This window comes from Bartonella sp. AP30XZML (assembly GCF_042195945.1).
Taxonomy (GTDB): domain Bacteria; phylum Pseudomonadota; class Alphaproteobacteria; order Rhizobiales; family Rhizobiaceae; genus Bartonella.
The window spans coordinates 1-23,612 of sequence record NZ_JBHIPJ010000021.1 but is presented as its reverse complement, the minus strand read 5'-3'; the positions used below and the strand labels follow the sequence as shown (position 1 = coordinate 23,612).

The 23,612-nt window shown below is 38.5% G+C and carries 20 protein-coding genes, 1 tRNA gene and 4 pseudogenes; 7 read left to right on the top strand and 18 right to left on the bottom strand.

Features of this window, described 5'->3' with window-relative positions; all coding sequences use genetic code 11:
- The 7 genes and pseudogenes from ACFIL2_RS01190 to ACFIL2_RS01160 all read right to left on the bottom strand — a co-directional run.
- On the bottom strand, positions 1-810 hold an 810-nt coding region (locus tag ACFIL2_RS01190; protein ID WP_375680350.1), incomplete at its 3' end, for a tyrosine-type recombinase/integrase.
- A 78-nt stretch (positions 811-888) separates the two neighbouring features.
- On the bottom strand, positions 889-1,617 hold the full coding sequence (locus tag ACFIL2_RS01185; RefSeq protein WP_375681670.1) for a hypothetical protein: 729 nt from the start codon (positions 1,615-1,617) through the stop codon (positions 889-891).
- Between the two features lie 113 nt (positions 1,618-1,730).
- Positions 1,731-2,921 carry an MFS transporter gene (locus ACFIL2_RS01180; protein ID WP_375680349.1) on the bottom strand — a complete coding sequence of 397 codons (1,191 nt, stop codon included), beginning with the start codon at positions 2,919-2,921 and terminating at the stop codon, positions 1,731-1,733.
- A complete protein-coding gene (locus ACFIL2_RS01175; protein ID WP_375633267.1) occupies positions 2,918-4,108 on the bottom strand; it encodes a hypothetical protein in 1,191 nt (396 codons plus the stop codon). Before ACFIL2_RS01175 ends, ACFIL2_RS01180 begins: the two co-directional genes overlap by 4 nt.
- Positions 4,109-4,172: 64 nt before the next feature.
- Positions 4,173-4,331, bottom strand: coding sequence for a hypothetical protein (locus tag ACFIL2_RS01170; protein ID WP_375618735.1), 159 nt, complete (start codon positions 4,329-4,331; stop codon positions 4,173-4,175).
- A gap of 207 nt (positions 4,332-4,538) precedes the next feature.
- Positions 4,539-5,627 (bottom strand): annotated as a pseudogene (locus ACFIL2_RS01165) (DUF3792 domain-containing protein).
- Between the two features lie 634 nt (positions 5,628-6,261).
- Positions 6,262-7,032, bottom strand: a complete 771-nt coding sequence (locus ACFIL2_RS01160; protein WP_375680658.1) for a phage tail assembly protein — start codon at positions 7,030-7,032, stop codon at positions 6,262-6,264.
- A gap of 814 nt (positions 7,033-7,846) precedes the next feature.
- On the opposite strand from ACFIL2_RS01160, the gene ACFIL2_RS01155 reads away from it, so the two are divergent.
- The 4 genes and pseudogenes from ACFIL2_RS01155 (at position 7,847) to ACFIL2_RS01140 (ending at position 13,819) form a co-directional block, all read left to right on the top strand.
- Positions 7,847-9,043 (top strand): multidrug effflux MFS transporter, encoded by a 1,197-nt coding sequence (locus tag ACFIL2_RS01155; RefSeq protein WP_375680659.1) that lies wholly within the window; start codon positions 7,847-7,849, stop codon positions 9,041-9,043.
- A gap of 261 nt (positions 9,044-9,304) precedes the next feature.
- A complete protein-coding gene (locus ACFIL2_RS01150; RefSeq protein WP_375680660.1) occupies positions 9,305-10,036 on the top strand; it encodes an alpha/beta fold hydrolase in 732 nt (243 codons plus the stop codon).
- A pseudogene (locus ACFIL2_RS01145) lies at positions 10,033-12,207 on the top strand (isocitrate/isopropylmalate family dehydrogenase). Before ACFIL2_RS01150 ends, ACFIL2_RS01145 begins: the two are co-directional and overlap by 4 nt.
- Positions 12,208-13,054: 847 nt before the next feature.
- Entirely contained in the window at positions 13,055-13,819 is a 765-nt protein-coding gene (locus tag ACFIL2_RS01140) for an N-acetylmuramoyl-L-alanine amidase (RefSeq protein WP_375678651.1), read from the top strand.
- A gap of 1,246 nt (positions 13,820-15,065) precedes the next feature.
- Here ACFIL2_RS01140 and ACFIL2_RS01135 read toward each other — a convergent pair.
- Positions 15,066-16,262: a porin gene (locus tag ACFIL2_RS01135; protein ID WP_375680661.1), complete on the bottom strand. Its 1,197-nt coding sequence runs from the start codon at positions 16,260-16,262 to the stop codon at positions 15,066-15,068.
- A gap of 316 nt (positions 16,263-16,578) precedes the next feature.
- On the opposite strand from ACFIL2_RS01135, the gene ACFIL2_RS01130 reads away from it, so the two are divergent.
- Positions 16,579-16,669: transfer RNA gene (locus ACFIL2_RS01130), tRNA-Ser, on the top strand.
- A gap of 259 nt (positions 16,670-16,928) precedes the next feature.
- Here the strand turns inward: ACFIL2_RS01130 and ACFIL2_RS01125 are convergent.
- The 3 genes from ACFIL2_RS01125 to ACFIL2_RS01115 form a co-directional block, all read right to left on the bottom strand.
- Positions 16,929-17,141 (bottom strand): hypothetical protein, encoded by a 213-nt coding sequence (locus tag ACFIL2_RS01125; RefSeq protein WP_375620805.1) that lies wholly within the window; start codon positions 17,139-17,141, stop codon positions 16,929-16,931.
- Positions 17,142-17,272: 131 nt separating this feature from the next.
- Positions 17,273-17,500 (bottom strand): hypothetical protein, encoded by a 228-nt coding sequence (locus ACFIL2_RS01120; RefSeq protein ID WP_375628344.1) that lies wholly within the window; start codon positions 17,498-17,500, stop codon positions 17,273-17,275.
- Positions 17,497-18,159: a lysozyme gene (locus ACFIL2_RS01115; RefSeq protein WP_375681669.1), complete on the bottom strand. Its 663-nt coding sequence runs from the start codon at positions 18,157-18,159 to the stop codon at positions 17,497-17,499. Before ACFIL2_RS01115 ends, ACFIL2_RS01120 begins: the two co-directional genes overlap by 4 nt.
- A 159-nt stretch (positions 18,160-18,318) precedes the next feature.
- Here ACFIL2_RS01115 and ACFIL2_RS01110 point away from each other — a divergent pair, with 159 nt between their 5' ends.
- Together ACFIL2_RS01110 and ACFIL2_RS01105 are read left to right on the top strand one after the other, a co-directional pair.
- A complete protein-coding gene (locus tag ACFIL2_RS01110) occupies positions 18,319-18,621 on the top strand; it encodes a type II toxin-antitoxin system RelE/ParE family toxin (protein ID WP_006589072.1) in 303 nt (100 codons plus the stop codon).
- Positions 18,608-18,928, top strand: a complete 321-nt coding sequence (locus ACFIL2_RS01105; protein WP_012231054.1) for an addiction module antidote protein — start codon at positions 18,608-18,610, stop codon at positions 18,926-18,928. The genes ACFIL2_RS01110 and ACFIL2_RS01105 overlap by 14 nt, the downstream gene beginning before the upstream one ends.
- Positions 18,929-18,975: 47 nt before the next feature.
- On the opposite strand, the gene ACFIL2_RS01100 is transcribed toward ACFIL2_RS01105, so the two are convergent.
- From ACFIL2_RS01100 to ACFIL2_RS01070, 7 genes and pseudogenes are all read right to left on the bottom strand, one after another.
- Positions 18,976-19,254, bottom strand: coding sequence for a hypothetical protein (locus tag ACFIL2_RS01100; RefSeq protein WP_375677055.1), 279 nt, complete (start codon positions 19,252-19,254; stop codon positions 18,976-18,978).
- Positions 19,251-19,970 (bottom strand): phage antirepressor KilAC domain-containing protein, encoded by a 720-nt coding sequence (locus tag ACFIL2_RS01095; protein ID WP_375677054.1) that lies wholly within the window; start codon positions 19,968-19,970, stop codon positions 19,251-19,253. Before ACFIL2_RS01095 ends, ACFIL2_RS01100 begins: the two co-directional genes overlap by 4 nt.
- Positions 19,971-20,257: 287 nt before the next feature.
- Positions 20,258-20,800 (bottom strand): annotated as a pseudogene (locus ACFIL2_RS01090) (Rha family transcriptional regulator); the annotation flags it as partial.
- 306 nt (positions 20,801-21,106) lie between these two features.
- Positions 21,107-22,423: a contractile injection system protein, VgrG/Pvc8 family gene (locus ACFIL2_RS01085; RefSeq protein WP_375681668.1), complete on the bottom strand. Its 1,317-nt coding sequence runs from the start codon at positions 22,421-22,423 to the stop codon at positions 21,107-21,109.
- Positions 22,420-22,644 (bottom strand): tail protein X, encoded by a 225-nt coding sequence (locus ACFIL2_RS01080; RefSeq protein WP_375680049.1) that lies wholly within the window; start codon positions 22,642-22,644, stop codon positions 22,420-22,422. The genes ACFIL2_RS01085 and ACFIL2_RS01080 overlap by 4 nt, the downstream gene beginning before the upstream one ends.
- Positions 22,641-23,021 (bottom strand): phage tail protein, encoded by a 381-nt coding sequence (locus ACFIL2_RS01075; RefSeq protein ID WP_273724327.1) that lies wholly within the window; start codon positions 23,019-23,021, stop codon positions 22,641-22,643. The genes ACFIL2_RS01080 and ACFIL2_RS01075 overlap by 4 nt, the downstream gene beginning before the upstream one ends.
- 5 nt (positions 23,022-23,026) lie before the next feature.
- Positions 23,027-23,612, bottom strand: a pseudogene (locus tag ACFIL2_RS01070) (phage tail protein); the annotation flags it as partial.

Sequence of the window (23,612 nt, the reverse complement as noted above, 5' to 3'; positions counted from 1 at the left end):
ATCACGCTTTCCTTTCATATTTTCAGCAGGAATAGTCCATATATCCCCATCAATCTGGTCTTTATGAATATGACGTAAAGGATTTGTGCGAACGCCTGTCAGAATAAGCAAACGCAAAGCCAATTGTGTCATAGTTATTTTTTGACAAAGTGTTTTATAAAAAGCCGGCACATCTCTCCAATCCATTGCAGGTAAGTTTTTTATTTTATGGCGTTGTTTACCTAAGAGAGCGCGTGCTTTTTCTGTTGCCTGTAAATCGACATCCAAACCTAATGCAGCCGCATGTTTGAGACAAAGATGAAGACGATTAAGAGCTCTATAAGCAGTTCCAGCTTTTGTATGCCAAATAGGGGCAAGTGTATTGCGTATCTCTGTTTGGGTAATCTCAGAAACGGGCAGACAGCCTAATTTGGGGAGAATATGAAGGCGTAATGGTAAAAACCAACTTCCATTCTTACCATCATTTTTTAATTCAGCTTTCCGACTTTCAAAAGCATCTACAGCAATGTCTTTTAAATAATGGAGATTGCTTATTGCTTCACGCTTTTGTTTCTCACGTTCTTTAATAGGATCACGCCCTTCACGTAAAACAGAGCGCCATTGATTTGCCAATTCACGGGCTTGTTTTAAAGAAACATCTCTTAAAGCACCCAAGCCCATTTCACGGCGCCGCCCATGAATGGTAAAACGGTAAATCCATTGAGCACCTCCATCTTTACGCTTATGAAGTAACAAGCCGGCACCATCATTATATTTGCCAGCCCCCAATGTTGCGACAGATCTTGCATTAAGACGGTTCATAAGAGCCATTTTTAAATCCTTTCTTATACAAATTTGATCCACACACTCATCCCACTTGTTATGTGCAAATGAGTGGTTTTGATTGATTCAAGATAAACAGCTTTGAAATGAGAGACTCTTACGATATTCGAGACTCTCATTCAACATACAGAACAGTGAATTATTATTATAAATCAATGCCTTGTAAAGTTGATTAATGGCAAGAGTGCCAAGAGGAGAATCGATGATACGACATGTTGTCTCTCGTAAAAGAGCTGTTGCATCATTTTCTGAAAAGGCTTTTTGATCTGTTTCGATGAGACCGTGTCGTAGCAGTGATATCAAAAGACTTCCAGAGGCAAGAAGAGTACCATTGAGTTTGATTTCTTTTAAGGATTGGACAAGGCAGCCTTCACGAAGTGCTTCAAATATGGGAAAGTCGAATCCGCCAAATGTCGCTCCTTTTGTAGAAACAATGGTGATGGGTTGTATTTGCCGTTTGCCAATGAGTGCTGGTTTGTTTCTCGTTATCTGTACGTCCTTTGCCCATTGAACGCGTGATAAAGGATTGAGTTCACGTGGGTAGACAGCGAAAGAATTGATGGCTATAGGTGGTGTTGGTTTTTGCAATTCAAGTGTGTGGATGCTTTCATTCAAGTCATGTAGCATATAGTCTGCCAGTTGCCATACATAACCACCTGTTCTATTGTAAAAGTTTAAGCCTATAGGGTCTTGTTGCATGATGTTAAACTGTTTTCTTCTGCTTTGAAATATCAAGTTTTGGCAATGGTTGTTTGCTGGGGTTGTTTGTTCCTCCACACGAGAATGGTTTATCAAAATCACATTGCTTGGTATGGGGTTGCATGGGAGATACAATAATTTGATTAGGTGATGATTTTTATGCCATTTTTGGGCATGGTTTTTTTCGAGAGAAAAGAGAGCAAAGTTTGCTAGGCATTATCCCATTCCTTTTTTTGCATAGCGCGGTTTAACGTAAAGCCTAATAGGCCTGCGATCATGGTGGCAATGCCAATGATAAATAGTGTGTATTGGGTGTGATGCACTTTTACAAAACCAGCTCCTAGAAAGCCAAGGCACACCGCTGTTTGTATGATGAAGATATAGGCGGGCATTTGGTTGTTTCGGTGTTCTTTCTGAATGGCTTTCATCATAAAACTTGCCATTAGAGCATTTTGTACGCCGTTTGCACCCCCAAGGATGAAAAATGACAGCATCATTAACCATACAATGTGTGTGAGAGAAAAGCAGAAAATTGCTAAGCCAATGGTTGTGGCAGCCAGTGATGCACCAGCGGCATTGCCAAAGCGATGAAAAAGGCTGGAGAAACAGAGTGGACCAACCACGAGGCCTAGACTTATCATGCTTGTGATTACCCCATAGGTTTCAGCGCTTAAGTTGAGATCGGTACGAATGCGGACAATCGATAAGACGTTGAGAGCAGAGGTAAGGATGATGGTGATGATGAGGGGAGAAAGAGTATAGACAACATTTTTTTTACGCAAGAGCCCTCTTAAATCTAGTCCCTTTTTGGCTTGCTGTGTTGTGGTTGTTGGCATATGTATGTTTAAACTTTTAAAACAGAAGAGAGTGATAAAGGTTGCACAGAGAACCATGATAGATAGTGCAAAGAGCCCTTTTTGCCCGTTTGAGAGACCATATAGCACACCTCCTAACAGTGGTCCTGCAATGTAGCCAAGATTACGGACTGTTTGGATAATGCGGTTGATATGGTCTAATTGCCGATCATTTTTTGCGAAGTCAGGTACAGCAACAAGGATAGCAGACCAAAAGAGTGAACCAGCACACCCTAGTGCAAAAGAAAGGGCAATATAAACCCAAAATTGGTTGGCGATTGCAGCTGTGGCTATAAAGAGTGCTTCAAACAATAAAACAATGGGTACTGTTCGCGCTGGTTGGAAGCGATGCAAGAGGCGTGGTGCAATTGGTCCGGCACAAATTGCCCCGACAAGCCCTGCAAACAGCAGCATTGAAATAGATGCTGTGCTTTCTGCTAAGTGTAGAGCAAATGTAACTTGTGCTGTTTCATCGGCAAAGCTGCTAAAGCCCAAAACAAGGAAAAGTCCCATTTGGGTAAAAATCATGGATTTTTTCTTTGTCACAATGCTCCCCAACATGCTAAAGCTTTTACAGCTTTTAAAATTTCCTTCTGTGCTGTGTCATGTGGTTTATCATTTAATTTTGCTAGATCTAATTTTTTTCCTGATGAAAGTTGAGAAAGGAAATGTTCTAGATGAGAGCTATACTCAAAACTGGCGCAATGCCCATTTGCTGCGATGAGGAGTTCTTTTGTTTCTAGTAAGGGCACCCATTGGAGGGTTGCAGATGCGCGAAGAGTGATTTCATTTTCAATCTCAGAGACGTCAATAAGGGGGCGCTTGACACATAAACGTGAACTTGTATCACAAATTAATTGAGAAACCAGCATATGGCGTTTTAAGGTACCATTTGCGATGGCGGAGTTTAGTGCAGAGTGTTGAAAAGCATTATCAGGGTTTAAATTTGCTCTTCCTGATGCGCGGATATCATGTCGCGTTCGATCATCAAGATGGAGTAAATGCGTGACATAATTTTTATGATGTTGTGCATCGTGTGCTGTTTCCCAAAAAGCAATATTGATATTTGCCGCGATATTTTTTCCAGTTTCAGCAACGTGGAAAGCATCATGGGGAAAGTAGGCAACACGGTCTGTACGGTTTTGCAGCGCAATTGCTGTTAATTTATGCGCTTCATATTCAGGATATTTTAGCCCTTGGAGGTCTTCTCGTGTACTGGGCCATGCAAACATTGTTTTGCCATCCTGTAGAGTAAAACCAAAATTATGAGCGTGATCCACATGTATCCCAACATGGGTGGAGGAATATCGACCGATGAAGCAGTCAATATCCACGCGCCCACCAGGACTAAAACCTAAAGAATGAGCTAATTGATCTGAAAACTGTTTTGCCACATCCCATAGAACAGGGGTTGCAGCGTATAATCCATAATACATGACCGCCCATTCTTGTCCTTCGGCATATTGGTCAACGCGGGCAGTATATTCTTCTATAGTTCTATCCGTATCTAAAACAAGAAAGTTTGAAAGAGGACGTGGACTCCGCACTCCATTAACCACTGTTACTACTTCGGATTTAGGATTAAGAGCTAAGAGTTTATGAGGATGTAGAGCGTATTGTCTTAAAGCATTCAAAACATCCCTTTCATTGAAAGGGATGTACGAAATTGACAATTCAGCTGCTTGCTTAGCCCAAATTTTTTGAGAAAAGCCCTCTGAAAATAACTGAAACATGCACTTAAATAAGCTTAATTTTTAAAGATGGATGGATAAGCAGATTTGCATCAACAATACATCATTAAACTTCCAGCGAATCATTCATATTAAGCTCATCAAGCTCACTTTGATAAATTTGAATATCGTTACGCTGTGCATACTTAGTAAGCATTGCAGTTGGCACAACTTCATCAGCAGCCAATTCAATAACATTTTTTACTTTATTAAGTGAAATATTCATATATTTCCCCCCTTATAGTTGATAAAAAAAATCACTGATAACCACTCGTTTCACCTTAGCATGGATTTTATTTTTGTCAAATACAATGTTGATTGCAAAGAGCATTTTAAATAAGAGGGCTGAATTTTAGAGTAATTAAGAAGAATTTACAAAAAAAGCTGCACTATGCGTGCAGCTTTTTATGTATTTGCTTTAGAGGTAGAAGTTTTAAAGCATGAAAGTGTCCTTACGGCTTCTATAACCATAATAGCCAAAAACACTGGAAATAATGGCGCCTACCAGACTTCCTAAAAAGCCCCACCACCCCATATTGGAGGCTGTTTTTGTGGCTTTAGTTGCAGTGTTTTTTGCTGCCTTGATCGTATCCTCAAGATTGTCTGAGAGTGTTTCTGCCTGTTCTTCAAGGGCTTTGATGGCTTTTTCGGTTTTTTCCTCTGCGCTTTGATAGAGTTGAACAGCATGGTTGGCTGCTGTTTGTGCATCCGCACGGGTCATGCCATCCTTCATAAGCGCGTTGATGATATCACTTCGATCAAATTTTGTTGTGAGATCTTCTACACGATCAGACAGGCGCTCACCAAGATTTTTTAAAGTGGTGCGATAGTGAGAAGGATCATTTTTGAAAGCTTTTATCGCAGAACCAATATCATTGAGTGCAGCTTGATAGGTTTGTTTTAAGCGATCAGGGTTGAGAGCAGGAATGTCGCTTTTATTGAGAAGGGTGCGCAATTCACTCCTAAGTTGGTCAAAATTGATATCATTGTCACTATTTTTTGCAAAAAACTGTTCAAGACTTTCACTGTTTAATTTTGCAAGTATAGGGGAAATATTGTTTTTTAGGCTGTCAACGGTTTGTTGGACCATGGAGCTGTTTTCTAAAGCCGTTTTAGCTCCTATCTTTGCTGTACTAGAAACCACGTGGATGGCTTGGAGGGTCATCAGCAATGTTATGAGAGCCCAAGTGAGAAAGCCATGAAGAATCCCTGATGATTCAGCAAAACGTCCAGCTACAAAGCCTCCCAAGGCTAGGCTAATCAGTGTAACGATAACGGAACCCACGCCAAAGGAGAGGAAAGAGCCTTCAAATGGGGATGAAGAAGTGAAATCCATTTGGCTTAAGCCTAAAGCTGCGACCAGAAAAGAGAGGCAGATTGAGGTGGCAAGAGCCGTCACCAGTCCCGCAAAGATTGCGGACTATGAAATGTGTGTGTGAAAGAATGAATACTTTTCTTCTAGAGATGTTTCTCCTAAAAAATTTGTATCGAATGGTGTGTTTTCAGGAATGCGAGTTTCCATGTTTTATCTCCTTGAATATGCTGGAGATACAATGCCTTTTTGCAAATTATGTTCCAAAAGTGAATAGATATGCGCCAAAAAGGACAGAAAACATCGAAAACAAGACGGTGATCATTAACTTAAAATTCTTCTTACATGACTCCAGTCTAGAACTGATAATACCAGTTTATCGAGAATTTTAGTTGATGGGGGGATAAACGGTCTATGAGGAATAAAGGAATGGCTCTTTTTTCCCGTTCTGTACTGCAATGTTTAAAAGATTGAATGTCGTTGTGAAGTTTAATCTTTCCCCCTTAGCTTAAAAGTAAGCTCTCTTAATGCTTTTCTTTCAAGTAATGTCCTGGATACTGCCTGAGGAAAACTTTGTAAACGCTTTTCCATCATTGATTGTGTTTGAAGGTAAAAAGTAAAATTCTGGAGTCTTTATTTTATTATTCATTTTTTTGTAAAAACAGCACGTCTTCTAAAATTTTATTTTTTTATATTGTACTTATAATTAAAAGAATGCTTCAATTATTCAAAATAAATATCAAAAGTATTCAATTCAAAAAGCTATGAGAGATAAAAGAGAAGGAAGAAACATTAGTATTCTAAGCTGTTTTTCCTTCTCTTATTGCTCTATATCAAAACAATGCTAGAAAACTTTTCTAAGTTCTTTGAGTAAAAACTCCCAAAACCAGAGAGGAAAGTTGAAAAGTTTTGAGACAATGTCCAAAAGTTTCGAGATTCTCTCCAAAGGTTGTTTTTTAGTTTCGCCCGCAGTTTTTTTATACGATGTAAGAGCACTTTGATTTGAGAGATAAATTTGGTTCGATGGACCATCTTGTATTAAGAAAGTGCATTTTGTAAAGGTCATGCGTTCCACCTTTATGACGTAGGGATTATGAACTGTAATCGGTTCATAGGTGCTACAGGTTTTCACTTTTGCATTTGCAGTTGTCATGGATTCTGTTTCAAATGTATTTGTATAAAGGTTACTTGTGCGTTTTTCGGGTTTACTGTCGATTAAAATACATTCATCCATTATGCTTTTTATGGGTGCATTTACTTTGTTTATAAAGTTTTTGAGATGTTTAGAAAATTGAGTTTCTAAGGATAGGATTTTTAGGGATGGGATTTTTATGATTGTATTCATTTTATCAAGTTTTTTTAATACTTTTTTTATTAAAGTCCCGTAAATGTCTTTAATGTTTAAAAAATCACGAACACCAAGTTTACTGATGGCATTATAGGACCACCCTGAAAGACATGCGATCATTTCAATTGATTGCTCGTCACCTTCTTTGCTCTGTATTGCTTTTAAGTCTTTAAATTTCGGGCGGCGTAAGGTGATTTCTGTGTATGTCTTTCCTTCCACTTTAATAGGTCCAAGTAATTGGTACGTGGCTCGTTCTGTTATATTCATTAATAGCTTCTCCTTGCTTTCTACATTAGATGCAGAATGATTCGTCAAATTTTTATTATATCATGTTTGTCAATAGCTTAGGCAATAAACTTTGTGCTGGCTATGTAGAATGAAATTCTAACAAAATGGACAAGATGAATTTAGATTTTAGAGCGAGATAGAAGCACAATTTGCTTTATGATATTAGTGGGCTATTAAGTTTATTTGCTCAACTATTTGTGTTGATAAAGACTTCTCCATGAGGCATTGTTATATGCTGTATTGTTACAATAATATTTGTGTGGGGAGTTTTGAGGAAAGGGAGTTTGTGGCTTCTTTTTTCTTTGAGCGTTGTAAACCAATTCTGATAAAAGATGTTGTCGGAAGAGTGATGTTGTTGTCATGGAGAGCGATAGAGTTTGGAAGCGTTTTTGTTGATGATATCAATGAAAAAAGCTGATGAATATAGGGCAACATGAATACAACAAAATGCGCTATTTCGGATTGGGAAATATATCTCTGAAGGAGAGGTTTGATCTTTTAGCTTCTTTTGCGTATAGTTTTAAAATTGCGATTTGCTATGCTTTAAAATTAATTATAAAGTGAAGAACTAAGTGGTTATTTACGTGTTGAGTGTGTGCGTGCGCATCATACACTGGATTTATGTCTCAACAAGATGAATTATTCTCGAATAAAGTAAAAGAATAAAGAAAATTGATTATTTTATTCGCTGTGGATAAAGTTAAAATAGCTTTATATTTATAAATATAAATTATTATTTTTCTATAAACGTAAAATTTAAATATTTTTAAATTTAAGAAATGTGACTTTCCTGATGAAACATAAATATACATTACCATTCATTATACTTATCGTATGTTTATCGACGGGAGGTTTGATTTCTACCGATATTTTTTTACCGGCACTGGGCGATATGCGTCAATATTATCAAGTGACACAATCTCAAATTCAAAGTGCAGTGGCGGTTTTTTTGTTGGCATTGGCACTTGGACAGCTCATTTATGGGCCGCTGAGTGATAATTTGGGGCGTAAAAAAACACTTCTATTGGGCTTATTCTTGTGGTTATTTACGACACTTGGTGTGATTTATACGGTTCATATTCACGCTTTTCTTGTGTTACGTTTTTTGCAAGGTCTTGGTGCTTGTGCGGGACTTGTCTTAAGTCGTGCAATTATCAATGATTTGTTGGATAAAAAAGCGGCTGGAAAACTTTATTTGATTGTTTTCCCTTTTATTGGAATGTCGCCAGCATTTGCACCTTTCATTGGTGGACTTTTGATACAAGCTTTTCATTGGCAGGCAACTTTTATCTTTTTAAGCTTTTTTATATTTTTGACCATTTTGCTATGTTGTTTTGTGCTAAGCGAAACTCTACCCCCTCAAAAACGGCAGTATTTTTCTCCTGTAGGATTAATGAAGGCATATTTAGGCGTTTTCAGAAATAAACAATTTATTTTTTATGCACTTATTCCGTGTTTTTCTTACGCTGCCTATTTTGCTTATATTGTGGAGTCGCCTTTTTTACTCACGACTTTGGGGTTATCGCCGATACACATTAGTTATAGCTATATTGGTGTCTCGTTTCCCTATATTTTGGGAAATCTTTTGGCGCGATGGTTTTTTGAACGCGAGTCTATGGAAAAAACTGTGGGGAGAGGGTACATTATTTTTGTGATAGGTGGTGTGCTGTTTGCTTTGCAAATGTATCTAAGCCCATGGCCCCTTGTGACAAGTTTTATGGCTATTGCTGTTCTTACTTTTGGAAATGGTTTTTTATTGCCGTTAGGAACAGCGTTGGCTATTTCATCGCATCCGAAAGCTGCGGGAGCGGCTTCTGGTGTTATGGGATCTTTGCAATTAGGAAGTGCGGCACTCAGTGCAGCGGTTATCGGAAAAATCTCTGGTCATAGCCCACGGGCTATGGCAACTTTGTTAGCTGTGTGTTGTATGATTGGTTTTATCATTTATATTCAAAAAGCGCGTCATTTTATGACTTCAGAAATAAGCTGAGTAAATGATAAAAAGAAAGCATTATGCGGAAATGCTTTTGATGTTTTACACAAATGGGGCACCTGTACATTAGATGAATTTTTTTTATTAAGTTGCTGGATTGAGTGGGTTTAAAATTTGTTACAAGCTTAGTTTGAGTTTAACAAATCGATTATTATGGGGGGAGAATATGAGCTTAGAGTTTCAACATATTTTCATTATATTGGGTAGGAAAAGTTCTGGCTCTAATGCATGTGTAAAAATAAGGGGAGGAATTGATCAATGAGCCTTCCTATTATTATTCTTTCTCCTGTAATGCCAATTTGGGATGGTGGTGTTTTTTGTTCTCCATTGACAAAACTATGCTTATCAAAAGGATTCCCTGTCACTCTGCTGGATACGCTTTCTCTTTTTCCTAAGGGTTCTCATGTTCTCAATTATTCTGCTGTAGACATTTTATCTTTTATGGCAGAAAAACTTAAAAGCTATTTTAAAGAGCCCGCAGTTCTTGTGGGATTTTCTATGGCTGGAACATTGGTACAAATATTGGCAGTACAGCTTCCCAATGTTCAAGCTGTGCTTGCTGTGAATGCGCCTGGCTATCCAGATAAGGTTTTGCAACGGCGCCTTGGAGATATTCTTGCCTCCTTAGAAAACAATGATTTATCGGGGGCTTTGGAAATACTCAATGGTTTTATGCATCCTTCTGGCGTTATGAAAAAAAGAGCCTTATTGGAGATTCCTGATGAACAAAAAAGCGTGGCAATTGAACGCATGACAAGAGGGTTTAAACTCTTATTAGAAATAGATGCTAGAGATGAAATAGTTAAGTATAAGGGAAAGTTTTTAGCTTTAGTGGGAGAAAAGTCGCAACTTGCAACGGTAGATAATCAGACAAAAAGTCATAATCTGAACCATGAATATAAGATTATCTCTGGTGCTGGTACGCGTTTGTGGGAGGATAATCCTACTATGACGGATGCAGTCATTGATGAGTGGCTGGAGGGATTATGAAAAAGAAAGTTCTTGTATTACCTGGTGATGGGATAGGACCAGAGGTTTGTGATACTGCGCTGATGGTTTTAGAGCAATTCCAATTGCCGATTGAATTGACTTATGGTGATATTGGTTTTGAATGTTGGAAACAGGAAGGAGATCCTATTCCTCAAGCGACTTGGCAAAAAATTACTCAGAGTGATGCTATTTTACTTGGTGCTGTGACCAGTAAAGGAAAAGAAGCGGCTTTAAAAGAACTTGCTCCGCATTTAAAAGAGAAAAAACTTGCCTATGTTTCTCCCATACTTCAACTTTGCCAAAAGTTAGGTTTGTTTGCGAATATACGTCCTGTAAGATACATCTTTGGTCCCCAACGTCCTTTTCATTTTTGTGTTATCAGAGAAAATAGTGAAGGCCTTTATGCTGGATTGGATTTTCGGGGTATTTCTCCTGAAACAGCCGTTTGGCTAAAACATCCAAATTTGACAAAATATGGGCTTGAAGAAGCTGCGTGGACAGTCCGTTTGCAGACACGCTTTGGTTTAGAACGGTTATTTGAATATGCTTTTTCTTATGCAAGGAAATATAGCTTTAGGCGAGTTACTTTTGCTGATAAGCCTAATGTTCTGCGAGAGAGTGGTCAGTTTGCTCAGGAAATTTTTGAGAAAATTGCGCAAAACTATCCGGAAATTGAATCAGATATTCATAATGTTGATGCGGTTGCTTTGTGGATTGCAACCAAGCCAGAGCAGTTTGGTGTGATTGTTGCTGAAAACATGTTTGGCAATATTCTCTCTGATCTTGGCTCTGGGATAATGGGAGGATTGGGGTTTGCACCTCATGTGAATGTGGGGAGCGAGATTGCTTGTTTTGAACCTGTTCATGGAAGCGCACCACGTATTGCTGGACAAAATAAAACAAATCCTTCTGCGATGCTTTATACCATGGCTTTACTCTTAGAGCATTTAGGCTTTAAAGATGCAGCAAAACAACTGTCTGAGAGTGTTGATCAAGTTATTCGTGCTGGAAAAACCGTTACCTATGATCTTGGAGGTGTAGCCTCTACCCGTCAAATGGCTGAAGCTGTTCGCAATTCTCTTGTGAATCCTGTCTTTGTTTGTCGTGCGGCGATTATCACTGTTGGTGATGAACTCCTTTCAGGACAATATTTGAATACGAATTTACAAGATTTAAGCCAAAGCTTGAACAAGAGAAATATTCAAGTCACACGTCATTTTGTTTGTGCTGATCAATTACAGCAAATCAGTGAGACTGTTGTTTCTTGTCTTGGACAAGAAGATCTTATCATTATAAGTGGGGAATTGGGACCAACATCAGATGATAAAACACGCGATGGAGTTGCTCAAGCTGTAAAGCAGCCTTTGGTACATCATGAAGATGTTTGGCAAATAATAAAAGGTCAATTACAACGATTAGGGATTACGGCGGATAAGAGTAATGCGCGTCAAGCATTGTTTCCGGAGACAGCAACCGTGCTTGATAATCCTACAGGCACAGCACCAGGGTTTTATCTCTCTTGCGATGGAAGTACGCTTGTTGTTTTGCCTGGTCCACCATCACAGGCTCTTGCGCTTTTAGAGAATTATTTAGAACACAACGAGAAGAAATATTTTTCTGTATCGCGTGCGGAGTATGCATGGACTTTGATTGGAATTGATGAAAGTACCATTGCGCAGTGGGGTGATGATCATCTTGAAAATGAATCCTTTGAACGGCATTTTTTATGGAAAAGCCCCTATGTTTTGGTGCAACTGGTTGCTCAATCAGAAGCGCCCTTGGAACAACATTTCGTGGAAGAATTTGAAAATCATTTTTACCCCCATTTGGTTGGGGCAGAAGTTACTACTGCTTGTAAACAATTAGCGATGCATGCAGAGGTTCATTGATCTGCCAATGATCCGCGGCTTTTAAAATATTTTCAACCCATAGAAAAAGGTGCAAAAGATATTCCAAAGCTTGAGGTTGAAGTGAGCCTAGAGCCTTCTTTGGAGACATTAGAAAATCAAGCAGAAAGCCTTGGACATGCTACCATGACTATACGGATGAAAGGTTATGGTGATGATCGTATAACTTTTCCCTATACGCGACCACTTTTAGGTGTCGTCTTACAAGAATATGCAGCTTGGGCTGTCTTAAAAAGATATTTGAAAACGAAGAAGAAAAAATGAAACTCTGTGGGGATGTAACAATATTGCTCAAATTATTGAACGTTCTATTATAAGAAGTATTTTGATCCTTTTCTTCAGTGGTTTTTGTCTATAGGTTAATTTTTCTTTTGATGTGTAAATGAATGACTTTGATTGATTCAAAATTAAGAAAAACTTTACGATATTAGGCTCGCTACATTCAATATTTATAATGATTAATTATGATTATAAATCAGTATGTTATCTTCCATAGCGCTGATAACAAGGAATCCAGAGACTTCGTGTGTCTCAAGCGTTGTAGATAATTGAGATTCTTTGTAAATCAAAAAGCGATGGTGTGAAAAGACAAGAAGTCGTGTCATTTACAGGAAAGCTTTGCAAATTTTATTGAACAATATGTCCGTGAAGAGTTTTATTGTGAACATGTCCCGTTCCGTTATCTGATAATAAATTGCTGTAAAGAGCTCATAAAATTTTTCCTTTAAGTTTTTGTGTGATTGCATGATCGTTGGGTATTCGCTTCCGAGGGGCGATATTTTTCAATTTGATAACAGGACGAACTATTTTTTCTGTAAGACGTGAAGATTTAAGGAGTGATCATTTTACGCTTTTGTTTTCTTTTTGATTGGTAATTTGTAGGAATTTTTTTGGGGAAAATATTTAATGTGGTTAAAAACATTTTATGCGTGTGTGGGAGAAAAATAAAAATGTGGTCTTAATTGTTGATAAGAGTGTCAATATTTTTGATGAACAAATTTTAGTCGTAATTCTTAGTACCTAGATGGGAAGTTTATTGCATTTTTTAACAGTTCGTATTCTATCTGTTGTGATGCGCAGTGATTTTTTAAGCAAAAAAGAAAGGGCTTTTATGTATCAGATTGATTACAACAGTTATCGTTCTGTCAAGAGTTTTAGTCGTCGCGTTCATTTTCTCGTTATGCATTATACGGCTATTGATTTTAAAGCCTCGATTATGGCGCTTACAGGAGAAAAGGTTAGTGCACACTATCTTGTTCCTGATCCTTCAGAGCAGACATATCGTGAGGCAGGCTTTAAGGATATGCGTATTTTTAATCTGGTTGATGAAAATGAGCGCGCATGGCATGCGGGTGTGAGTTCATGGGCTGGGCATAGTCATCTCAATGATGCATCTATCGGAATTGAAATCGTTAATTTAGCGACTTATCATGATGGGAGGGGTATGTTTCCTCCTTACAATCCAATACAAATTGATGCTGTTAAGGAACTTGCCTTGAATATTCTTCAACGGTATCCCGATATTATGCCAACTGATGTGGTGGGACATAGTGATATTGCCATTGGAAGAAAAAGTGATCCAGGAGCAGCTTTTCCATGGAGAGAACTTTATAGCGCAGGTATAGGAGCATGGTATGATGATGAACTAAAAAGTCATTATCAAGAGCAATTCTCTAAGAATTTGCCACCCAAAGAAGATGTTTTGGCGAAGCTAAAATGTTATGGATATGACATTTCTGCTGCGTGTACCCAAACAGGATACAAAGATTTGATCCGAGCATTTCAACTTCATTTTCGTCAAGAAAATTATGATGGGATTCTAGATGTTGAAACAGCAGCAATTCTTTATGCATTGGTTGATAAGTATTTTCCGTGAATTCAATGCGTTTTAATTGAAAATATGGCTTATGATTACGTGTAAGCCTTTTTATTATCAGGAAAGGCTGCTTTTTGCCAATTGGCTTTATGTAAAAAGGGCATTAATCGTGTAAAAAATCCTCTATACGGTATAAGGCGTTTTATGGAAACATAACTCTGAAAGCTCTATGATTTGCAGAGATTAAATTTTATTGTTTCTTTGTCTTATATTTTTCTTCCTTTAAAAACGCATAAAGCCAAGATGTTGCGTATATGATGACATGTGCCTTACGCAGGATGAAACGCCTCAAATAAAATGGACTTGTATTGTATATTTCATGCTTGTTTTAAAGAAATGTCTTTTAGTGTGTATCACAACATATATTTTACAGCGACGTTCATCGAGAATATAATCTAAAATCCTCTATGAAGTGTATCCTCATTTTGATGCTTAATAAAAGTGCCTAGCACTATCGTACACTTTGTTAGATCTCAATGTTACTACAACCCTTGGAACTTAAAACGATACATAAAAGGGTTTTCTTTACTCGTTTTTATTCACACGGCTCTCTCCACTCGTCGTGTACAAGTGAATGGTTTTGGTTGATTGAAACATGCAAAATTATAAATTGATCATTATAAATCAAAGTGATGCAGATTCAAGAAAATAGGGGCATTTACAGATTGCTACTGATAGGGGGGCTATTCTTTAGAAGGGGAAGAGGTCAATTCATTTTTTTGAAGATATATCTCTTTTCTCTTTTATTGCTTTAGGAGATGTTTGCATCGTTTTGACAACATGTTTCTTGATGATTAAGTTTTTTAATGAAGCAGTGTTATAAAACATTGTGTTTTAGAGTGTTGATAGAAGACACATTCAGGCATATCAAAAACACAATGATGTCTTGTTTTTTCAATATTTTATCTGTTCAGTATAGAATTGACCAGAGAAGTTCATGACCTAAATTGCAAAGGTTAGGTATAAATTACTAAGAAAAATCAATTTAGGCATAAAGCAATGGGGGTTATTCATGCTTTAAAGGGCAAGGAAGAGATTGTGTTTGAAATGATGTGTAAAAGCCCGTGTGAGGTGCTCTTATCAAGCATATCAGGTTAATCTTAAGAGTAGTTTTATGAAACTAAGTTGGTTTTTTCCGAGAGACAAGACAATACGTATCAGGAAAAGATATTCATGATATTTGATTTCAAAAATAAAAACTGGCAAACCATGTTGCCAGTTTTTAAAAGCTGTAGCTTAAATAGGATTAGAATGAACGCTGTAAACGGATCATACCTTGAAAAGCACTTTTCTTATTGAATAAATGTTTTTCATCATTATTTTTATCCGTCACAACGCGATCATCGTTCCAAGAAACATAGGTTAATTCAGGTGTAATCACAAATCCTGGAACCAGCGTGTATGTAATATTTACAGAAGTTGCAAAGGTTTTTACAGCACTATAAGAAACTTGAGCATTCAAATTTGCTTTTGGAGTAAGCTTGTAAGTGGCACCCGCCCAAGCAGCCCATTTACCACCCCAGTTTGCATAAATTGTTGTGCTTTTTCGTGATAATTCATTTTTTGTATTTACTGTGTAGTAATCAAGTCCATTTTTATAGCCAGCCATTACCCATAGATTGAAACGATCGTTGACATTGAAATCTGCACGTACTTTTCCAGCCCACTTTTTGTAGTAAGTATCATATGCTGCAACCGCTGAAAAACCACCCCATTTTTGCATAAACTTTATACCCAAAACCACATTCGGGGTGTAATTTTTAATTGCTTTACTTGGAAGAGTATCATTCGTGATAGAAACAAGCTTATCATCTTTATCAATGTAGTATCCTGCTGTTCCTGGAAGAGTATCTGCATTATTGCCTAATTCAGCGCCGATAATAGCAGAAAAGCCGGAGTCACCATTAAAGGTGTAGGAAATAAAATTAGTGCGTGTTGTGCCGGCAGGTGCTATGCTGTCATCATTGAGAACATTTCCATAACCACCAGTCCAACTGTTGAAAATTGTATCATCAAGACCTACGCGAAAACCACCCAGTTCAATGTAAGCTGCTGCAAGCCTTGCACCAGCTTTATCATTACCATCACCCCAGCTTGAATAAATTCTTGCATATGAACGAAGTGTTCCCATTTCTGTTTCAGAAGCTGCTTGAAAAACAAGGGTGAGCCGTGATGATGCGCCATAGGTTTTTCTTTTGTCTCTTAGTTCAGTTTCGGTTGTTGCATCGATATTATCACCTCCTATAAAATCAGTACGAACATTTCCTGATAAACGCATGCAGGTTTCTGTTCCAGGGATATAAAAATATCCTTTTCCATAGGCATCACAAACGCGAATATATTCTATAGGTTCGGGTTCGGCGATAACTGTTGAAGCAGCATGTGCTCCAGAAATTGCTAAAAAAGCTGCTGTAGAGCTTAAAAAGAGGGATTTAATATTCATATGGGATCTCCGAGGTCCGGTTAAATTTTTTCTAAAGAGTACCATTTGCCTAATGCATTAAGGGCAAAGACATAAGTAAAATACGCAGCACTTGTTATCTTAGCTATAACTAATCTTTTTAGAGTTTCAAATATGAAATTACCTTTTGGTAATATATACATGTACTATTCGAGATGCTGTGGTAAAAAAGACACAATTTTTGTTTTATTAACTATTGGTCCCTATGGGAACAATAAAGGAAAAAAATTTCAGATATTTGGGAAAAAAATTGAAAATGTCTTGAACTTTCTGTTGATACCATTTATGCCTCTCTGTTGGAGAGGTGGCCGAGTGGTCGAAGGCGCTCCCCTGCTAAGGGAGTAGGGCTCAAAAGGCTCTCGAGAGTTCGAATCTCTTCCTCTCCGCCATCCAATTTTCTCCTATGTATAACGTATTGATTCTTTGTAATCTTTTTAAAGGTTCGGGAGCGTTAACAAAAGTTCGGGAATAGGATTTTCCAACATACCGTTACAAAACTCATCTTTTTCCTCCAACATTCTCTAATAATTTTTTGAATTCTTTGAGAACCACTATTTTAAATGGGCGAAGATATTGTCTATCGCATCCATGAGACGAGTAAAATTAAGAAACCATTTTCTAAAGAATTTCGCGCGTCTCAGAGTATGTTTAGAGTCGGATATTTGGTTTTTGTGTAAAAATACTTACAAACGCATCCATAATACGTGAAAAATCAAGTGCTAATAAGAGTATAATGAGTACAATCCATTTTGTATAACGAGACATCACTTTTACACTTTTGTAGGTCATGATGATTTCTTGGAGGATTTCTTTTTCTGCTTCTGTAAGTTCTGTATCGTCTTGTGTTTTTTTTCTAGCCATGTTTCCACCCACACACGCGTTCACCTAGATTATTGTGCTTTAAGATCTCTCTTGCTAAGTTTGAACTGATGGCGTTCAGATCTTGCTTATCTAAATAAATTGGCAACCAGCCAACACAAGAAGAAGCATATTTATTTGTCGCGCAACCAGTCAGAGAGAGCAGCACGCACATCAGCATCACTTTTTTGATTAACTTCACTTTCCACCTCCAGACGTGTTTTGGCTGCTTTTAAAGCTTTTTCTGTTTGCTTTTGTTGCTCTGCTTTTTTCCCAAGAGTAAAAGCTCTTGCTAATGCAATAAAAAAAGCGACTAAAGCCGCGCCTGTTATCATCAGATTTCTTTTCATCCATAAGATCATAGACGATGCTCCTGAAAGCGTTTAGCAACAAAGAAAATACCAGCACATGCGGCTAAAATCATAATGGTGGCCAAAGCCCATTGGATTGGTCCATTTCCTGCTAATAAGCCTCCAAGCCCAGAAAAAGAACCAATAATCGGTGCAAGGGCTTCGGCTTTGAAAAGCCCTGTTGGTGCTTGCGTTTCTACTGTTTGATAATTGGAGGAAACATAAGCCCCTTTTGCCCATAAGCCTGCTTCTGCTGCACGCCGGTGTGCGAGACCTTCAAGACGCTTCCCGCCTGCTTTGGTCCATTTCTGTAGCTCGGCAGGGACAGCTTCATATTCACCTTGATTGAGCTTTTTTAACAGTGTCGAGTTACAAAAGGCTCCTGTTCCTACATTATAGCAAAACGACACTAACGCCGCGAATTGTTCATCTGTTAATGAAACTGTAACAGCGCGTTCAACGACATTTTCAAATTGTCTTAAATCTTGGCAAAGAAGTTCTTCTGCTTGCTTTTCAGTGATTGTCATGCCTTCGTAAATAAAAGGCTTTCCAGCACTGTTTGTATGTCCATAACCGATTGTCCACATCCCAATGGCATCTTTATAGGCGTTCAAACGCAAACCTTCCCATTGTTTGATAAGTGCAAGTCCTTCTGATGATATTTTTCGCATATGCTTCTCCATAAAAAAAGCTCCGCAAAAAGCAGAGCTGGATTAAAAAATTGATATTTTTCCTATTTGAAAGGATGGCTTGTTAAAACCTATGTAGCTTGTTCATTGGAACAAAAGAATGTATTTGACATTATCTATTATGTAGCATATAAACTACAAATGTTTATTGTTAAAAAAACACACTATTTTACAGAGTGGTTAGACTCGTTAAAAGACAAACAAGTGCAAAAGAAAATTGCTGCACGTATTTTCCGCCTTGAATATGGGCTTCTAGGAGACGTGAAATATTTCCGTGGCATTGGTGAACTAAAAATAAATTATGGACCAGGCTATAGGATTTATTTTGTAAAACAAGGGAAACAAATCATTTTGTTATTAAATGCTGGTGATAAATCCACACAACAAAAAGATATCGAAAAAGCCCTTCAATTAGTAAAGGAAATGAAACATGGAAATTACTAAATTTGATGTAAGTGAATATTTTAATACACCTGAAGACTTTAAGATCTTATTAGATGATGCTTTAGAAACCAAAAATAGTGGCTATATTGCACATGTATTAGGTATTATTGCGCGTAAACAAGGAATGACAACTGTTTCTCAAGAGACAGGACTAAATCGCGAGTCTCTTTATCGTTCTTTAAGCGATAAAGGTGATCCACGCCTTTCTACTTTTCTTAGTGTGTTAAGTGCATTAGATTTACAAATGAGTTTAACGCCTATCCAAAAGAATAGTAAAGAGCAAACAGCTTTAGAAGAAGCCTCTTAATCCCCTCCCCATTTTTGAGAACGGGGAGGGGACTTCTGTTTTTGAACTTAAGCAACCTTTTTAATAGGGCTCTCGAAATTTGGTTCATAAGCGCGCAACAAAGAATCCATGCTATGTGGCGGTTCGGAAGCTCCAAAATCTGTCAAAATTGCCAAGATTTTTGTAATATTGGGTACGTCATCTTGAAGTTTTAAAATCAAAACCTTTTCTATTGCATTCATAGTTTGAACCAGAGCACTACAATCTTTGTCGCTCACATTTTCATCATTAGAAAATTGAGATAATGCTATCCATAAATCGCATAAGAAGTTGGTATCTATCTTCATTGTACACCTCCATGAATTTGCTCTCTCAAACATGCCAATCCTCTGGAGGTAATTTTTGTTGAAGGGAGTACCTTTTCTGTACCATCTGGTCTTTGAATGGTGATAGCAGGGCAATCCATAAAGCCTTTCTTGATTTTATCCTGATAAGGTAACAGAGGCGCCCCTGGAGCCCGTCGATAGACCCAATCATGTTTACGCAAGTAATCGGTTAAATCTTTTGGTCGTACCTCCAACATCTTTGCTGCTTCAATAAGACCAAACAGACCATCAGAGCGTTTTAGACCTTCTAAAGCTTCTGCTTTTGGAGTCAATTCGGCAATAACATGATCTTTCTGCTCAATTTGACTTTGTAAGTGATTCAAAACACCAAGTAATGCTTCGGGTTTGGAATAATCAACTTGTGGTGTTGCTACTTGTCTTTCCAATTCTTGCCAGCGGTCAATAATCTTTGCTCGTAAAGCAGTGCTGTAACCCGAAACAAGAATTAAACATTCACGCTTAGGTAAGTTATAACAAGGGCGGCTTTCACCTTTTGCATCAACGTAAGTGCCGATAAAATCAACCGGCTCAAATTTGAGCTCGTTAAATATTTGCTTGATATCGCGCATAACATTCTTATGCTGCTTACTACACACCTCCGCAATTTCAATGCTAGACATAGTTTGAATGGTAGCTCCACTAGAGGTACCTTCTTTAATTTCTATAAGAGTGTTCATGTGAACTCCTATGCAGTTAGACGTTTGTTAATGACACTCCATAAAGAGTGCCGGGCGCTAACAAACACGGTGCATAGTCCGTCGTTACGCTTTCCTCGTGAGAGTATTGTATAGCGCAACTACACCCGACAAAGTCATTATATGCCACACGCATACAATGAGTCAAAGTCTTTAATGTGCGGAGAAGAGATTGTGTCGGCAATCCATCCGCTATGCATTTAAGGTGTTTGTTAGGCACCTGATTCGATTATTCATATTGTCGACATAATGTCAAGTGGCAATGTAATGTTTTTATAAAAGTAATCCGTTAAATCCTTTGGTCGCACTTCAAGCATCTTCGCTGCTTCTATCAAACCGAATAAACCATCAGAACGTTTTAAGCCTTCCAAAGCTTTTGCTTTGGGCTCTAACTCAGCAATAACATGATCTTTCTGCTCAATTTTACTTTGTAAGTGATTCAAAACACCAAGTAATGCTTCGGGTTTGGAATAATCAACTTGTGGTGTTGCTATCTGTGGTGTTGCTACTTGTTTTTCCAATTCTTGCCAACGGTCTATAATTTTAGCTCGCAAGGCAGTGCTGTAACCTGAAACAAGAATTAAACATTCACGCTTGGGTAAATTATAACAAGGGCGTGTTTTTCCTTGTTCATCAATATAACTGCTTAAAAATTTAGCCGGCTCAAATTTGAGCTCGCTAAATATTTGTTTAATGTCTCGCATAACATTTTTATGCTTCTTACTACATACCACCGCAATTTCAATGCTAGACATAGTCTGAATGGTAGCACCATTAGCAGCACTTCCTTTAATTTCTATAAGAGTGTTCATAATGAACTCCTGTGTAATTAGACGTTTTTGATTGACACTCAATAAAAGAGTGCCGGGTGCTCAAAAACACGGTACACAGTCCGTCGTTATGCTTTTCCCAAAAGGGTATTGTATAGCATAACCACACCCGACAATGTCATTATACGCATGTAGCATATAACAAGTCAAAGTCTTTAATGCGCGGAAAAGAGATTGGTTCGGCAACCCACCCGCTGTGTATTTAAGGTGTTTTTGAGGCACCTGATTCGATTATTCATATTGTTGCCACATTGTCAAGTTGCTTCTGATAATTTTTTGATATTTTTGCTAATTGATGCCTTCCTCGTCCATATGGATAACGCCTTCGCCTTCGTCGCATGCGTTTGGTGGGGCGTTTGGATCAAGGGTATCATCCTTGTCTGGTGTGGTGTTTGCAACGTTTCCAGCCGCATCTTCTTGCGCTTTATCAAAAAGTTCGCACTCTATTTTTGTGGTGTAACCACCCGTTTTATCAAGTTTGTGCTTAACGCTCTTGATGCGCCATTCTGCTGGAATATAGGGGCGGAAAGGGGGCTCCTGAACAAGCTTTGCTTCTGCTTGCACAAACGGATCACCACCGATATCACATGAGAAAGAAGACTTACCGCGTGATGATTTATTGCGATAAGCAGCAATGGCCGCAACAGCCTCTGATTGATTATGGTAGGTGTATTTGAGTTCATGAAACGGTGGGTTACCAACTTTGACTTCTTTTTTTTCACCACTGCGGATATCATGATAGGTTGCAAGAACACCGCCTTTTTTCTCTTTGTCTTCCTCTTCTTTCTCAGGTGTTGTTTCTGCTTTTTGCGATTCAGATGATGATGGTGCTGCTTGATCACTGTCATCCATATGGATAAAGTTTTCATCATCATCAATCTCTTCTGGTTCTCGTGCATCAGCAGCGGCTTTTTGGTCGTCTCCTACATCCGTTTCTAAGCCATTTGCTGCACCTGCTTCATCCCGTGCGCTGTATTTAAAATCCCAAGAGGTGCAATGTTTTTCATGGATAACAACTATGGGGAGTGTTTCACCGGTGATGGCTTTGCCTTCACCCCGTTTGGCGAGCACCAGTTTGCCATCAACGGGCTTTGCTACCGCATCATATTCTTCTGCAAGGCGTGCGGCAAAAGCCATATCACTTTCAGCTGTTTGATCAATATGACGCACAACGATTTTTGCAAGAGAAGGATCAACCTTTGGTGTATAGCCATTACGCTCTGCTATCTCTTGAACAATACTGCCAAGGGTTTGTTGGTGATAGGATTGGCTTTTGGGGGTTCTGTAAGACGTGTTCATAGAGGCGGCGCGCCCTGTCACGCTTAAGCTTTGGGGTGGGCTGCTTACAGAGATTTCATCAATTAGATAGGCTCCCATATCGCGGTTTTTGCCCCCTTCATAGCCAAGTGTGACAGAAATAACTGTCCCGATAAGAGGAATATCAAGAAAGCCGTTATCACTGTCACGGGCGCGGTCATCAAGCTCTATAGTGATACGATCACTTTTGTTTTCTGCTTCATCGGTAATTTCAATTGATAAAACATAATCCATGAGCATTCTTGTGATGTCCTCTCCATTTGCCATCACTGTGCAAAAAGGTTTCATGATTGACTGCCCCAAATTCTGATCACTGGTGTGGCTTTCGGATAGGGGAGGGTTGGTAAGAGTATCGTGATGCCTGCTTTTAAAATGGGTCCATAGTCTGCAAGTCCAAAATTCGCTGCATAGACCCGTTCAACAGCAAGTGCTTGTTGACCTTTGGCATAGTATTTCCAGCAAATGGCATCTACCATATCGCCATCTTTGGTCATATAAAGGTCACTCATAGATCTTCACCATATTCTCTCAACTTTATTGTAAATTCTTGTTTTTTGGGGGTGCCGTTATGATGAAAAATGCTTTGTTTTTCCTCTACAGAAAGAATGACAAACTTACCTAAGATTTTGCCTTGACCGGTCACAAGAATGTGAGGTCCCATATGCGCTATTTGTCGTAAATATTCGAGCTGTCTGTGACCACCTTTGAAATCTGGATAAATCACACCCGCTAAAGAAAACTCCGCATTTGCAACAGCTGGCAATTGAAGAGCCGCCTTTCTCCCCAATCGCCCTTGCTCCACCCATGGAACACCATAAGACATATCGAGGGTTTGATAAGCTGCTGTTTCAATCGAAAAAATAAAACCACCTAAAGCTAACATCATGGTATTTAATCCGAAAGGCTAGAGGCTATAGCCAAGCGTTGCTGTTTTGCATAGCGTTCAAGTGCTTGATTGACAGCGTCTCTGATTTCGTCTTTGAGACCATTTGGTACTGAAATATTGAGATTTGTAATGGTTACACGGGCGTCTACTTCAACGGGTTTGTGAACCGTAATAGGCTTTGGAGCTTTAAAGGCACCCGCTTTATTTGTTGCCTGCATTTGTCCTGTTTCAACGACACTTGTATTAAAACCACTCTTGCGTTTTTCAGCTGGGGTATTTGTAACCACTGCTGTATCCAGCATTTTTTTTGCCCGTGCATTGGTTTCTTCAGTAAAGGTTTTTAAAGTTTGGGTTGAAGTCTTATTGATTGAAACATTAAAGCCTAACTTTTCTTTCACCCAATTAGGCATCCAGCTGGTTAATTTATTCATCATATTGCTAAAACCGTTATACAGATCATCCCATTGGCTTTTGATACCCTCCCACAAGCTACCAATGAGATTGGCACCAGCTTCCATTAAATCAACGCCAAGCAACCATTTAATGAGTTCATTGATTCCTTTTGCTATCCAATAGAGTGGTGAAAAGTTT